This is a genomic window from Priestia koreensis (genome assembly GCF_001274935.1).
Classification (GTDB): Bacteria; Bacillota; Bacilli; order Bacillales; family Bacillaceae_H; genus Bacillus_AG; species Bacillus_AG koreensis.
The window spans coordinates 252,061-266,311 of the sequence record NZ_LILC01000023.1 but is presented as its reverse complement, the minus strand read 5'-3'; the positions used below and the strand labels follow the sequence as shown (position 1 = coordinate 266,311).

Here is a 14,251-nt window from a genome sequence, read left to right as displayed (position 1 = left end):
CATAATTAATAGAAAAACGGAAGAGAACGACGTCTCTCCCGTTTTTCCTTACATAGCTAGCTTACCAAAACTTCCACCATTTTGCTTTCTTTTCCGTTGCAGCGGCCGTTTGACGGAAGGTTTGAACAAAGTCATTAAACATTCTTTCACGAGAGGCAATGTCTTGCCTAAATTCCTTACGTTCTTTGTCCATTTGTTCGTAATAATAAATTCGCTCTTCATGAATCGAGTCTAACAGATCGTGAAGCTCTGTTTCAGACTGCTTTTGTGTTTTCGACATGCTTTCCACTAAAAATTTCACTTGATTCATCGCCACGGTAGAGGAACTGGAAAAACGGTCGAGAATATAACGAACTTCTTTTGAATTTTCTTCGCTTGATTTTGAAATGTAATCAATCAAGTCTTTGAGCTCTTGCGATTGATCATCAGACAACTCACTCATTTCTTGAACAAGCTGTTTTACCTCATCCAAATCTTTATGTGAAGCGTCCGTTAATTTATTGAGAAGGGAACGCATTTCTTCTTTTTGCCCTTCTTGCGATGAATGAATTTCGTTGACCGTTTTTTGCAGAACTTCTGTTTTTTGTTCCGTCGTTTCTGATATATTTTCAAGCATATACGACATTTCTTCAAAGTTTGATTCCTGAGAGCGAATCAGTTTTTTTGAAATCCCTTTCATTTCGTCAGCCGTCCGTTCGGATGATTCGGCAATAAAGCTTCCCACGGTTTCCATCATTTCATAGGTTTGTTCCGTTCCTTTTGTAATTTCATTGCGAACGTCACCGAGAATTTCATTGCGAACTTCGTTGCGAATTTCGTTTCGAACCTCTTGAATAAGCTCTTCTTTAAAGGAGTGAAACGCCTCAAATACATCTTTGAAATTTTGAACGGTTTGAATCAGTTCTGCCTGGACGATGTCTGTCGGAACCGAAGCTTCAACTCGCTTTGTTTCTTGTTCGACCATTTCTTCCTCATGAAGCGATGAAACGACTTCACAAGATGGTTCTTCCTGCATGACTTCTTCAGCCGCTGCTGATTCTAAAATAGTGTCTACGTCCACTTTGTCTATATTCACAAGTGGTGAAGGAGAAGGGGGTTCTGTATAAGCTTCTTCACACTTTTCTATTTGTTCCTCCTTTTTTATTCCCTTTGCTTTTCTGACGTATGACTGAATTTCCTCTTTGGAATATTTCTTTGAGTAAAGTTCTTTTAACTCTTTTAAAAATAATAGTTCAGCATCTGTATAAAAACGCGCGCCTTGCTTCGTGCGGGGGATAAGTAAAAGTCCTTCTAAGTCCTTTTCCCATTGTTTGATAATACGAGGCGGAACCTTGATTTTTTTAGCTGCTTCTTTCATCGTATATGCTTGCATAATATGAATGACTGCCTCCTTTTTTGCGTCTCCCTTTGGTCATACATGTGCTGAATTTATGTAGATTCGCTAGTTATTTACATGGTTATTCCGCATGAATAAGCACTTTTTCCTGCAAGGTGACAAAGGTTGTCAAAACTAGACGTAATTAGCCGCCTTTTTTCTTAAAATCGATAAATTCCGCCAAAAAAAATTGCGTATCTCTGAAGCAGCATAAACTTTTAAACGTATGTAATAAAGCGTATAGTAAAGAAAAAGAGCTGTGAAAGAAGGAATAAATCATGACGATAAAAGTAATAGTGTTTGATTTAGATGGAACGTTGTATGAAGACACGCATCATTTTGAATATTTTGCTAAGAAACTTAGCACACGTTTAAATAACGCCGATGGATTTATGAACCAATATTATGAGGCTGTAGAAGAGAAGCACACGCTAAAGGTAGGTACGGTCTATGATCGGGAAAATGATCGCATTTTAATTCAAAAAGAGGGGCGTGTTTTAGAAGCTTTTCAGTGGGACGGAACGCCGCTTTTACCTGTTGAAGAATATTATCCGAACGCCATTACGTTTGATTTTAAAACGATGCAGAGTATTGGCGATCTATGGGGGGTTCCGATTGCAATTGGACGACATTTTGGGCTTTCGTCTGTCGAAATCAACGAAGCTTTTTTAGAAACGAGACGCTATATGATGAGCGATGAATTCGTCATGTCTCCAGTAAGGGGTCTAGCAAATACCCTAGAAGAATTAGCTAAGACGAAAAAGCTTGTGCTGATGACGAATAGCCCACAGGTAGACAGTGAGCGAATTGTGGAAAAGCTAGGACTTAAGGGGTTGTTTACATACGCTATTTTTGAAGCGAAAAAGCCTGTTAAAACAGAAGAACGTCTTCGAACCATTGCGTCACATTTTGGAGTAGAAACAGAAGAAATGATGAGTGTAGGAGATAACTGGATCAATGAAATCAATCCGGCACGGAAGCTTGGATGCAGCACAATTTTTATTGATGTTCATCAAATTGGAGATGCAAGAAGTGCAGATATGGTCGTGCATCAAGTATCAGAATTAGTAACATCTCTGCAGTTAATATAGGAAAAGGCCCCTTTGCTTTATGCGAAGGGGCCTTGCTGTATTTTGTATAAGAGTATAGAGATTAAAGTACTCCCCACTCAACCGTAACTCAAGTGTTCCAAGACCCGCACTTAGCAGGTGGGTGCTCTCATAGAAGCATTTAACGTCCTTCTGGCCAGAAGGCATGTTATCCGCGACTAAATGTTGAACTCCCTTAGAACAATCAAAGGTTTGAAACAGTATGAGTATACGGGAATCGCAGGTAAGTCGCCTATTTAGTAGGCGAGTATTAATATATCACCCTTTTCGGTGAAAGTAAAGCATCAAGTTTTGTTGTTTAATTTTTTGATCGATAAATCTGCAAATGATGGAGGAAATAAACGAAAAAGGGCGAAATAAGAAACAAGACATTAAAAGAATTGGAAAAAAGCAGGTAAAGAAGACGTTCGAAATCCAATAAGCGGTTGTGAGGGAATGTAAATGAATATGCAACAACAGATTAAAGTATATGAAATTCTATATCAAGTATGGTCAAAGGAATCGAGCTCTAAATGGACGAAAGAAAATCCTGCTAAAGGTCAGTGTGGTGTGACGTCACTAGTAGTTCAAGATTTATTTGGCGGTGACATCTATAAAACAGACGTAAGGGGAAGCTGGCATTTTTATAACATGATTGAGGGAAAACGATATGATTTTACAGCTTCTCAATTCCTTGAGCTGCCACTTTACGAGGATCAACCTTCTTCGAGAAATGAAGCATTCGAAGACACGAATCATGAACAGTACACATATTTAAAGGAGCAAGTAATGCAATTTTTATAGCTATTTTAGCAAAAGAACCTTTCTTTTTCGATGAAAGGGTCTTTTTTTCTTGCGATTTCGTTTTACAGTTGCTACACTAAAAACTAACGATCGTTAGTTAGTTTTGTGAGGAGGATGACAAAATGGGTGCAAAAGAAATTAAACATGAAGCAGCTTTTCTATTTGCAGAGCGTGGATATGATGGAACATCAATGTCAGACATTGCAAAGCGTGTCGGGATTAAAACACCATCGATCTATACACACTTTAAAGGGAAAGATGACTTGTTTCTGTCTATTCTAGAAGAGTCTGCGATGAGCGAATTAGTCTATGTACGCCAAACCTTTCAGCAGGAGCATCCGTTCAAACAGATGATTAAAGATTTATTTTACAGCTATGTTCATCGTTATCGTGAAGATGTGATGCTACGCTTTTGGATTCGCACAAGTTTTTTTCCACCTCATGAGCTAGAAAAGAAAGTCGTAAGTAAATTCAATCATTACTTAGATAAACTAGAAAACGAATTAAAAGAAACATTCCAAGAGGCCATTATCGATAAAAAAATCAATGATATTGATCCAGAGCGCACGGCGACCGTTTTCGTAGCGTTGCTTGATAGTGTCTTTATTGAACTGTTATACGGTGGATACGAAAGCGTTAATCGTCGTGTACATGCGCTTTGGACCTTCTTTTGGGAGAGTTTACAGACGAAGGAGTGAGTCCTTATGAATAAGTATTGGCTTTTAGTCATTGCGGCATCTTTCTGTGAGGTTGGATGGGTGGTTGGATTAAAGCACGCAACTAACATAGGAGAGTGGATGGCGACTATCTTGGCCATTGCCGTAACGTTTTGGGCCCTTACGTATGCATCAAGCGTCTTGCCGACAAGCACGGTATATGCGGTATTTGTTGGGCTAGGAACGGCTGGGACAGTCGTTGCTGAAATGTTGTTTTTTGGGGAAGTAGTAAATTGGCTGAAGATTTGTCTAATAGCAACTCTGCTTATCGGTGTCATCGGTTTAAAAGTGGTGACAAAAGAAGAGGAGGCGACGGCATAGTATGTCTTGGATCGCGCTCGTAATCGCTGGATTCTGCGAAGTAGCAGGCGTATTTACAATGGCAAAGTTGAACGAAACGAAAAATAAGTTGTACTTAGTGTGGCTAATTTTAGGCTTTGCGGTCAGCTTTTCTCTTTTAACCTATGCAATGAATACAATTGCGATGGGAACAGCATATGCCGTATGGACTGGAATAGGGACGGCTGGAAGTACGATTATCGGGATGCTTTTTTTACATGAGCCCCGAAATGTGAGTCGTGTTTTTTTTACAGCCCTTGTCCTCGCATCCGTAGTTGGCTTAAAATTAATTGCGTAAAAAATGCCTTCAAGAGCGCTCTTGAAGGCATTTTTTTATAGTTCATACGGTTCAGGTAGGGGTTGTTGACTACTTTCCTCGTTATTGCCTACACGCTCATTAATCCTTTTTTTGATCAGTTCGTATTGAGAAATAAGATTGAACTGATTTTTCTTTTTTGTTTCACATGTTAAAAATGTTGTTTCACCATCGCGGCTCGTAAAGAAAATCGTCAGTCGTCCAAAATAGTAGTTGGTAGTAGCTCCATCAGACGTTTCTTCTTTTTCAATGAGCTTATCAAACGTAGCTTTTTCCACGCGAACAAGAGGAATGATGGCAACATCGTTGATCACGATGCGGTCATTGTGCAGAGCTATTTTTGATAGAATGGTTGGCGAAATACGCTCATCGCCATCGATGTGCCCATAAACTTTTAGTGAGTTTTGAGCAAGCTCATATGTGTCGTTTGCTGCTGTTTTTTTCGAAAATAGGATAAGAATAACGACCAACAGGAATATACCTACAAGGATGAACGGAAGAGTCAATATCAATACACCTCAATATATTTTAGGATCCACTTGTTTGGTCGGCCCTAACGGAAAGGCTGTTAGGGCCGACCAGACAAGCATAAGCGACTGTCGCCCTCCCTTACGGGCTGCCGCCAGTCGCATATGCAAACCTTTTTGGGGGAGTGCAGGGATGTCTGGATTGCCTGGCGGATCGTGCGTTTTAGTAGGCAGGGGGAGGGCAAGTTAGTTTAGTGATGAATTGGCTGGTAAATGGACGCCCTGCGAGGCGGGCTGTTTTTTGAGTACCTGTAAACCTTTTGTGGCGAGTACAGGTAGAGTGAGACATGTTATAGAGCAAGCAAGTTGGTAACGGGCACCCTGCACGGCGGGCTATTTTTGAGCACCTTTAGACCTTTTAGCGTGAGTATAGGTAGGTTGTAAATGGGCTGTGGTTTAGGCTCAATATTTGGTTTAGATACGTATACAATTCGCCTCGGTTGGAGGGAATTCCTGTTTTAAAACGTAGGTCTAATACACTATTTTTACAATATTCCATCTTTTTCGTCAAGCTTTCGACTTTTAAAGTAGAAAAAACAAATAATGTGTAGGAAAGCCGGTTTTTGTGTCAAAACATTTTTGTGCTTTTCAGCACATTTGTGTGTTGTTATATACTCAAATTTGAGTATAATAAACGATGTAATTATATTTTAAAATCAAAACGTAACGAAGGGAGTGTTAGTATGGTTAAAAACGAAAATCATTTGCGTTTTGTCGTTGCAGGCTTGCTTTTAGGTATTTTAATGTCCGCAATGGATAATACGATCGTTGCGACTGCGCTCGGAACAATTGTCGCTGATTTGCACGGAGCGGATCAGTTCGTATGGGTCACTTCTGCTTATATGGTTGCGGTTATGGCAGGGATGCCGATTTTCGGGAAATTGTCTGATATGTATGGACGCAAACGTTTTTTCCTTTTCGGTTTATCCATCTTTTTACTCGGTTCCATTTTGTGTGGAACCGCTCAAAGTATCGTGCAATTAAGCATTTATCGTGCCATTCAGGGAATTGGTGGGGGTGCGCTTATGCCGATTGCGTTTACCATCGTTTTTGATATTTTCCCACCTGAAAAGCGCGGTAAAATGACGGGACTTCTTGGTGCAGTGTTTGGATCTGCTAGTGTGTTTGGACCTCTTCTTGGAGCATACATTACAGAATATATTAACTGGCACTGGATTTTCTACGTGAACGTTCCAATCGGTGCACTTTCTTTATTTTTCATCGTGCGCTTTTATCATGAGACAGCGAAGACAACGAAGCAAAACATCGACTGGTGGGGCGCTATTACGCTCGTCATTGGAGTAGTAAGCGTGATGTTTGCGCTTGAGCTTGGCGGAAAAAAATATGATTGGTCTTCGTGGCAAATTATTACACTGTTTGCGGTATTTGCGGTGTTTATCATTGGATTTTTTGTTGCAGAAACAAAGGCGAAAGATCCAATTATCTCGTTTTGGATGTTTAAGCGCCGTTTGTTTGCTACATCTCAAGTTCTTGCTTTTTTATACGGCGCCACGTTTATTATTCTAACGGTCTTTATTCCGATTTTCGTTCAGGCTGTATACGGTGGTTCTGCTACAAATGCAGGACTCATTTTAACACCGATGACACTTGGATCAGTGGTTGGTAGTGCAATTGGTGGGATCTTTCAAACGAAAACGAGCTTTCGAAAGCTTATGTCAATCTCCATTATTGCGTACATCATTGGGATGTTCTCGTTAAGTACGTTAACGCCCGATACGGCTCGCTGGATGTTGACGATCTTTATGATTTTAGTCGGATTTGGAGTTGGGTTTTCATTCTCGCTTCTTCCAACAGCGTCAACGCATAAAATGGAACCGCAGTATCGCGGCTCTGCGAACTCAACGAACGCGTTTTTCCGTTCACTTGGAATGACGCTTGGAGTAACCATTTTTGGCTCAATTCAAGGCAATACGCTTGCTGATAAGCTTAAAGAGACGTTTGCTGGCATGGGAGGCGCAGCGGGCAATTCGTTTAGTAGCGCGAATTCACAATCGCTGTTTGAGCCTGCCACACGTGCTAAAATTCCGGCACCTATTCTTGATAAAATTGTGGATGCGATGTCTTATTCTATTACACATTCATTCGCACTTGCTGTTATTCCATTGCTAGTTGCAGCGGTTGCTGTTGCAATGATGGGGAATAGTCGTATTGAAATTAATCAAACAAAAGAAGCATCTACATCAAAGTAGGATGGAACAGAGCACCGGTCCTATGCCGGTGCTTTTGGCTTTTCTGGCAATGAGCCAAATTTTGAAAAAAGGTGATAACGTTATGAGCATCCCTTTGGTTATTCTCGGGTTATTAATGGAAGGAGATAAGCATCCTTATCAAATCCAGCAAATCGTAAATGAGCGCCAAATGAAGTATTACATAAAGATGGCGCACGGCTCACTTTATTATGCGTTTGATCAGCTAGAAAAGAAAGAATATGTTGAAATTGTGGATGTTATTAAAGATACAAATCGCCCTGACAAAACGATCTATCGAATTACAGAAGCGGGGAAAAAAGAGTTTGAACAGCTGTTGATGAAACAGCTAGAAAAAAAAGAGCATATGCAGCGCCCGATCTATGCAGCTCTTACATTCACGTCTTATGCCGATAGCGAGGATGTTTTACACGTGTTGGAAAAAAAGCGTGAAGAGGCGTCAAGTTTGCTTAAAAAAATGGAATGGCTGTATGCGCGTAAAGAAAAGGAAGAGGAAATTGCGAAGCTCTACATTGTTATACGGGTTATTATGCATTTGAAAGCTGAAATAACATGGTTGGAGCATTTAATAGAAGAAACGAAGCAAGGACGTCTTCAGCATAAAGATCTACCGATGCTTTCAACGAGCCTTTTTGGAGAAAATAGCTAAACAAGACATCGTTCTACTGAGGACGATGTCTTGTTGCTGTTAATAATAAACAAGGACCAAGGATGGGCAAAAAGCAGAGAAAGCTTTTGTAACCTTCTTTTCGTATGAACCAGAAAATATAAAAGGAGGCAACAGTCAGAACAAAAAAGTCCACGGTCATAATGCTGATGAATTGTGACGATTGAAAAGCCTCGGTATACTCGTTAATAGAACCCTTGATGAAGCCATATCCATACAAAAGACACGTTCCGATTAAAAGAGCAAAAGAAAATAGTCTAGATGACAAAAGTGATCTTAATGGGGTAAAAGCACGTTTCGTTACTAGGCGACTTCGGGAACGTAAAAAGAGGTAAGGAAGTATAGCAAAGGCCCCAAGGCCAAATGATAGGAGAACAAAGGGCCATGCAGGAATGACGCGGTCGTCCACTCTTAACAATAAGAGTGCAAATAGAATCGGAAAGATCCCTAAACTAGAAAACATCATGATAACAAGGGGATCGATCATTTGAAATTGTCCTGAAACAAGATCGCGAAAGATCCAATCTGTACTGATCCCTTCTCCTGGTGCGAAAAAAATAGCATAAAGAACAAATAATAGCCAGATCCAAATCATTGAATGTGCTCCTTTTTTCGTTTCTCAATCGGTGTTTTATTCCCTATTTACGGAAAAAGAAACGAATTTTACCGAAATGACCGTTTTTTCTTTACATAAAAGGCTCAAATTAGTTAGAATGAGTCTAATAAATCCATGTTCTAAATAATTGATAAAAAGATGGATCTAATCAGTTCCATAATGCAAAAACGCCGTATTTAGAAGATAGGTGGACAATTAGTTTTAAATTCGGATGAAATTGGGAAACTAACAGCAAAAGGAGGAAGTATGATGGCTGATGAATTTGTGAATGATCAAGACGCTACGAATGAAAAAGCGAACAATGTAAAAGAAGGAAGTAAGATTGAAGTAAAAAAAGGTCAATGGAAGGGACGAAAAGGAGAGGTGTTTATCGTTCGCGATAACTCTGTGCTTGTGGACCTAGGTATTGACTCTGAAACAAATGAACCTATTCGTACGGTTGTTAATCACCGCAATTATAAAGTTATCAAAGAATAAGTTTATGACATACAAAAGCGAGGCCAAAAGCGACAGTTCATTTTGGCCTCGCTTTTGCTTTCTTCATAGAGTAAAGGGTCTCTTCATTGAGAAGGAGACGTTTTTTTAGTAAAATGTAGGGATGAAAGTAAGTTTTTAAAGAGAGAAAGGAATTCATATATGTCATTTGATTATACTACACTACAATTTCCGCAAAAAATTAGAGAGTTAATTGAACAACGTAAGCAAACTAGTTCTACTGAGGATCAGCTTTTAGTCGGACAAGGTGGCTACACGCCATCAGATGAGTCCATCTTAATAGATGCTGTTATTGCGTTATCGTTAGGGAAAAACGTTCTTTTGAAAGGTCCAACAGGATCAGGGAAAACGAAGCTAGCTGAAACGTTATCCGCTATCTTTGCACAGCCTATGCATAGCATTAACTGCTCGGTTGATCTAGATGCAGAGGCATTGCTAGGATTCAAAACGATTCAAGATTTGAACGGAAAAACATCCATTGAATTCGTGGCTGGACCGGTTATTCAAGCGATGAATAAAGGTCACCTTCTATACATTGATGAAATTAATATGGCAAAGCCTGAAACGCTTCCTGTTCTAAATGGAGTACTTGACTATCGTAAAATGATTACGAACCCGTTCACAGGAGAGGTTGTAAAAGCTCAATCTGGATTTGGTGTCATTGCAGCTATTAATGAAGGGTACGTGGGGACAGTTCCATTAAATGAAGCACTAAAAAACCGCTTTGTCGTTATTGACGTACCTTATGTACAAAGTGAGGCGTTAACAGAAGTATTAATAGTACAGTCACAGCTAGAAGATCAGAAGCTGATTGCAAAATTTGTGTCATTGTCTGCGGACTTAATTACACAAGTTCGTAATGGTCAAGTATCAGAAGAGGCAGCATCTGTACGTGCTTTGTTGGATACGTGTGATTTAGCTGTGTACCTGCCACCGCTACGTGCCATTCAACGAGGCATTATTGAGAAGCTAGAGGATGATCGCGAGAAAGCGGCTGTTCAAAATATTGCTGAAACGATTTTTGAGTAAGGTGTACTCACATGAAGTTTATTAAATTTAATGATAAAAATGTTGATTCCTTCTTGTTTATGGAGTTAGCAGATTTAACAAAAACCTTAACCAAGGATGAAGAAATGGAGATTGAATATCGCGTTTCTTCGTACTACGATCCACTACAAAAAAAGATTTACTTAAGTCATTTTTGGGATAACCGTCCCCGTATGGATATGGTAAACGGGTTGAAAAGTGACGTCTTTTTGCGTAGCATAGGCACAGCAAAGCACACGGACTTTCAGGTAGTTCGTGCATTTGTGACGGCTATTCGTAAAATGGAGAATCGAAGTTTTGCAAAGCAGTTGTTTATGCTTTTAGAAGATATTCGTCTCGAGGAGCTGTGTAAGCACGAGCGACCTGGTACGAAAAAAACGTTTGGAACGAGACGAGCCGTTTATCGTAAATATTTTGAGAGTCAAATGAACGTGAACCTCGTCAAAGGTGTATACACGGATGCCTTTTTCAGTGCGTGTTATTTAATGCTCACAACGGAAAATCCGTTTGAGGAAATTCCATCGATCACCGAGTCTCTAGATCTTGCTACGCCGTTCATCCGAAGTGAAATTTCAAAAGCGTATGAAGCAAAGTCAACGAGCGAGATTGCAACCATTTGTCTAGAGGTTATGGATGTACTAGAGGATATCGTTGAAAAAGACATGCTCAATCATTATTTCCATTTAGCAGAGCTTGACTATGAACAACTTGAGCAAGGCCTGACAATGGACGACTTGAAGCGCAAACCAAAGCTTGCGAATGATGATGTATTAGAAACGGATAAAGACGGTGACGAGGATATCCATGATGAAACGATGCCAACATGGCACCAGGAGACAAGTGAAGCGACAAAAAGCTTCTTGCAATTTGATCTCGAACAAGGATCAAAAACGGATCTAATGGGTGAGGGCGTTCGTGAAGGTGATGATGGTGATCAGGCACTAGGCATGATACAAGGGTCATCACAGCAAACGTCAAGAAACGATTATTCTAAGCTTGAGGCCATGGAATCTAGAAAAGGCGAGGAGAAGTCAGGTAAAGACAACGAATTTGGACGAGAAAACCGGTTTGCTTTTCCCGTCTTTAAAGATCCAATTCCTTCTACGTACGAACAAGTTAGAGCATATGAAGAAAATAAAAAGAGCATTAGTCTTTATCAGAAAAAGCTAAAGCAAATGATTGAAAAAACGCTCGAACATAAAAAAATTCTACCGAGAACCGATTTGCAGTTTGGTCGTTTAAATAAAAAGCTGCTTCGATTATGGACAGATGACAATCCGCGCCTATTTTTAAAGAAGAATCAGCCTTCTTCGAAGATTGATGCCGTTTTTTCACTGCTTGTGGATTGCTCGGCATCCATGTTTGATAAAATGAACGAAACGAAGCTAGGCATTACGCTGTTTCATGAAGCGTTAAAATCGGTTCAAGTTCCTCATCAAATCGTTGGATTTTGGGAGGATACGAACGATGCAACGGAAACAAGTCAGCCGAACTATTTTAATACCGTGATCGATTTCACGTCGTCTTTAAAGCGTTCAAGCGGGCCTGAAATTATGCAGCTAGAGCCAGAAGAGGATAATCGTGATGGATACGCGATTCGTCATATGACAAAACGATTGCTACAGCGCTCGGAGGAACAAAAGTTTTTACTCGTCTTTTCAGACGGAGAGCCGGCAGCAAATGGCTATGAGCAAAACGGTATTATTGATACACATGAAGCCGTTCTTGAAGCACGTAAGAGAGGCATTGAAGTTATTAACGTGTTTTTATCCAACGGAGAAATCGATGAGGCACAGCAAAAAACGATTCAGAATATGTATGGACGCTATAGCATTCTTGTGCCAAACATTGAAGAATTGCCAGACGTGTTGTTTCCATTACTGAAAAAGCTTCTTCATAAAAGTATTTAACGAAACTGGTCTGCCTGTTTAGGTGGATCAGTTTTTTTGCGATAAAAAAGCCTAGATGAAGCTACTCATCTAGGTTCAAAAGGGGTTGCTACGAAACGTAAAGGAGTCTTATGGAGCTCGCTTTGTGTAGAGACGATAAAGCAAGTCAAAATAAGTACATGTTTAGTATAAGGTTGAAAGACGTTACGTGCGTGTAAACTTTTTAAACGTTTTGTCTAGCGCATGTAAAGGCACTAGGCACGCTGATAATGTGATAGAGCGAGAAGTGGATAAATGTGCTCATAGCTATGATAGCGAATGTAGAATTGTCCTGGAAGCCCGATACCTGTAGGATAATAAATAGCTTCTTTTTTGTGTGCGTCTTTTAATAGAAAGTGAACGCCTTTTTGTATGGCTTCATCTTCTTTCGGTAATAGCGCAAGAAGAGCATCGAGAGCCCAAGCCGTTTGTGACACGGTACTAAATGATAGAGGAATGTATTTTTTCATCTCTGCACTTTGACACGATTCGCCCCATCCTCCGTCATCGTTCTGAATGCTCTTCAGCCAGCTTGCGGCTCTTTGCATCGACTTCTGTGTTGGTTCTACTCCGACAGCCCGTAGACCAGTCACAGCTCCCCACGTTCCGTAAATATAGCACGTGCCCCATCTTCCATACCAAGAGCCGTTCTTCTCTTGCTGTGAAAGCAACCACTGCACGGCACGTTTTGCAGTTGGATGATGTTGCTTCATATCTGTAAACGTACCAAAGTACTCTAGTACTCTTCCTGTTAAATCCGCTGTTGCAGGGTCTGTCGCCGCATCTTTTGCATTATCAAGAGGCAAATGTGTAAGAACACTAGAGTCCGTGTTTTTCTCAAAGGCCGCAAAGCCGCCGTCGCGATTTTGCATCGATAGAAGCCAAGCGTTTCCTTTTGTCCAGTTGAGAAGAAAGGACCCTTTCGAAGAAGTTCGTGTCAAGGCACGCAGTACAGCAGACGTATCGTCTAAGTCTGGATTTAACGTATTGCTATCTGAAAATCCCCAACCTCCAGGTGGAATATGTGAGTTATGCACGGACCAATCCCCATAAGCGTCGTGCTGCCTTCTGACCAAATAGTGATTTGCAGCCGTAATCATTGGATCATGATATTCAACGCCCGCCTCTTGTAAAGCATAAGTGAGCAGTGATGTATCCCATACAGTGGACGTTGAATTTTCAATATACAACTCATTTTCTTGTAAGGACTTTGCGTGCTCGAGAATCCCTTTTAGCGCGTGACGGATAACAGGCGTTCGTTTGTCATAGCCAAGTGCTAGGAGCGCATAAATCATAAAAACAGTCGAACTTACGTAGCTGTACAGCGTTCCGTCGCGCTCAATTCGCTGTAGCATATAGTTTTCCGCTTCTTTATATCCTTTTTCATGAATGTAAACAGGCAGGGCGGCTATTTTTTTCATTTCGTTTGTAAGAAGCTGAACAAAAGATCGATCTTCACCTACTAACCAATCATCTTCTTCGTAAGTGCGAAAAAAGGATGATATGCGTGGAGAGGACAAGGAAAACTTTTTGTTTGCTGCGATCATCATTGGAACGAAGTGGATACGCGCGTAGGCACTCAAATCAAAAAAGTTAACAGGTGCGTAAGAAGGGATTAGTAGAAAGCTCATGGGAATATAAAAAAAGGAAGGCCATTTGTATAGACCGTTTACAGCTAACATCCACTTAGTCATAAAGTGAGCCTTCGCGATACCACCATTTTGCTCAATGAATTTTTTTGCTTTTTTCATATGTTTGTCTGATTCTTGTTCATCACCCGCATATAAAAGAGCGGTGTAAGCTAAGACTGTGCTAGTTAGATGCCCTTTTTCATCAGGAGCTGTATTCCAATAGCCGTTTGGATGCTGGCGATTTCGTATGTAGGTAGCTAGCTGCTTAATAACTTTTTCTTCTTTTACTTGCAACGTTCGCAAAAGTATAATGACAAATGCATTTGTCATTATACTGCCTTCAAAGCAAAACCGCCATGTTCCGTCTGATTGCTGCCATTTACGAAGCTCTGCAATTCGTTTTTGTATATTTTGTTGGACAGTTGTTGTTGAAATCATTTCTTTCACCTCTTTCTACACTGTATTCAAAAATGA

At 40.4% G+C, this 14,251-nt stretch carries 14 protein-coding genes and 1 other RNA gene; 10 read left to right on the top strand and 5 right to left on the bottom strand.

Going from position 1 to position 14,251, the window contains the following annotated elements:
- Positions 1 to 61 precede the first annotated feature (61 nt).
- Positions 62 to 1,372 carry a MerR family transcriptional regulator gene (locus AMD01_RS17470; protein ID WP_053402733.1) on the bottom strand — a complete coding sequence of 437 codons (1,311 nt, stop codon included), beginning with the start codon at positions 1,370 to 1,372 and terminating at the stop codon, positions 62 to 64.
- Between the two features lie 281 nt (positions 1,373 to 1,653).
- On the opposite strand from AMD01_RS17470, the gene AMD01_RS17465 reads away from it, so the two are divergent.
- Complete coding sequence (locus AMD01_RS17465) at positions 1,654 to 2,466, top strand: HAD family hydrolase (RefSeq protein WP_053402732.1); 813 nt, start codon at positions 1,654 to 1,656, stop codon at positions 2,464 to 2,466.
- 66 nt (positions 2,467 to 2,532) lie between these two features.
- Here the strand turns inward: AMD01_RS17465 and ssrS are convergent.
- A non-coding RNA gene (gene ssrS / locus AMD01_RS23700) (6S RNA) lies at positions 2,533 to 2,713 on the bottom strand.
- A gap of 212 nt (positions 2,714 to 2,925) precedes the next feature.
- On the opposite strand from ssrS, the gene AMD01_RS17460 reads away from it, so the two are divergent.
- The 4 genes from AMD01_RS17460 to AMD01_RS17445 all read left to right on the top strand — a co-directional run bounded on the left by AMD01_RS17460 (position 2,926) and on the right by AMD01_RS17445 (position 4,620).
- Positions 2,926 to 3,267, top strand: coding sequence for a YunG family protein (locus AMD01_RS17460; RefSeq protein WP_053402731.1), 342 nt, complete (start codon positions 2,926 to 2,928; stop codon positions 3,265 to 3,267).
- A gap of 122 nt (positions 3,268 to 3,389) precedes the next feature.
- Complete coding sequence (locus AMD01_RS17455; protein ID WP_053402730.1) at positions 3,390 to 3,965, top strand: TetR/AcrR family transcriptional regulator; 576 nt, start codon at positions 3,390 to 3,392, stop codon at positions 3,963 to 3,965.
- 6 nt (positions 3,966 to 3,971) lie between these two features.
- Positions 3,972 to 4,304, top strand: coding sequence for a DMT family transporter (locus AMD01_RS17450; RefSeq protein WP_053402729.1), 333 nt, complete (start codon positions 3,972 to 3,974; stop codon positions 4,302 to 4,304).
- A gap of 1 nt (position 4,305) precedes the next feature.
- Entirely contained in the window at positions 4,306 to 4,620 is a 315-nt protein-coding gene (locus tag AMD01_RS17445) for a DMT family transporter (protein WP_053402728.1), read from the top strand.
- Between the two features lie 35 nt (positions 4,621 to 4,655).
- On the opposite strand, the gene AMD01_RS17440 is transcribed toward AMD01_RS17445, so the two are convergent.
- Complete coding sequence (locus tag AMD01_RS17440; RefSeq protein ID WP_157052780.1) at positions 4,656 to 5,108, bottom strand: hypothetical protein; 453 nt, start codon at positions 5,106 to 5,108, stop codon at positions 4,656 to 4,658.
- A 740-nt stretch (positions 5,109 to 5,848) separates the two neighbouring features.
- On the opposite strand from AMD01_RS17440, the gene AMD01_RS17435 reads away from it, so the two are divergent.
- Both AMD01_RS17435 and AMD01_RS17430 read left to right on the top strand, forming a co-directional pair.
- A complete protein-coding gene (locus AMD01_RS17435) occupies positions 5,849 to 7,375 on the top strand; it encodes an MDR family MFS transporter (protein WP_053402726.1) in 1,527 nt (508 codons plus the stop codon).
- A gap of 1 nt (position 7,376) precedes the next feature.
- Complete coding sequence (locus tag AMD01_RS17430; RefSeq protein ID WP_425415148.1) at positions 7,377 to 8,042, top strand: PadR family transcriptional regulator; 666 nt, start codon at positions 7,377 to 7,379, stop codon at positions 8,040 to 8,042.
- A gap of 13 nt (positions 8,043 to 8,055) precedes the next feature.
- Here the strand turns inward: AMD01_RS17430 and AMD01_RS17425 are convergent, their stop codons facing one another.
- Entirely contained in the window at positions 8,056 to 8,655 is a 600-nt protein-coding gene (locus AMD01_RS17425; RefSeq protein WP_053402725.1) for a hypothetical protein, read from the bottom strand.
- A 267-nt stretch (positions 8,656 to 8,922) separates the two neighbouring features.
- Between AMD01_RS17425 and AMD01_RS17420 the strand changes: the two genes are divergently transcribed.
- The 3 genes from AMD01_RS17420 (at position 8,923) to AMD01_RS17410 (ending at position 12,128) form a co-directional block, all read left to right on the top strand.
- A complete protein-coding gene (locus AMD01_RS17420) occupies positions 8,923 to 9,153 on the top strand; it encodes a DUF2187 family protein (protein ID WP_157052779.1) in 231 nt (76 codons plus the stop codon).
- Positions 9,154 to 9,312: 159 nt separating this feature from the next.
- Positions 9,313 to 10,200 carry an ATP-binding protein gene (locus AMD01_RS17415; protein WP_053402723.1) on the top strand — a complete coding sequence of 296 codons (888 nt, stop codon included), beginning with the start codon at positions 9,313 to 9,315 and terminating at the stop codon, positions 10,198 to 10,200.
- A gap of 11 nt (positions 10,201 to 10,211) precedes the next feature.
- Positions 10,212 to 12,128 carry a vWA domain-containing protein gene (locus AMD01_RS17410; protein WP_053402722.1) on the top strand — a complete coding sequence of 639 codons (1,917 nt, stop codon included), beginning with the start codon at positions 10,212 to 10,214 and terminating at the stop codon, positions 12,126 to 12,128.
- Between the two features lie 233 nt (positions 12,129 to 12,361).
- Here AMD01_RS17410 and shc read toward each other — a convergent pair whose 3' ends face one another.
- Positions 12,362 to 14,215, bottom strand: a complete 1,854-nt coding sequence (gene shc / locus AMD01_RS17405; RefSeq protein ID WP_053402721.1) for a squalene--hopene cyclase — start codon at positions 14,213 to 14,215, stop codon at positions 12,362 to 12,364.
- Positions 14,216 to 14,251 lie beyond the last annotated feature (36 nt).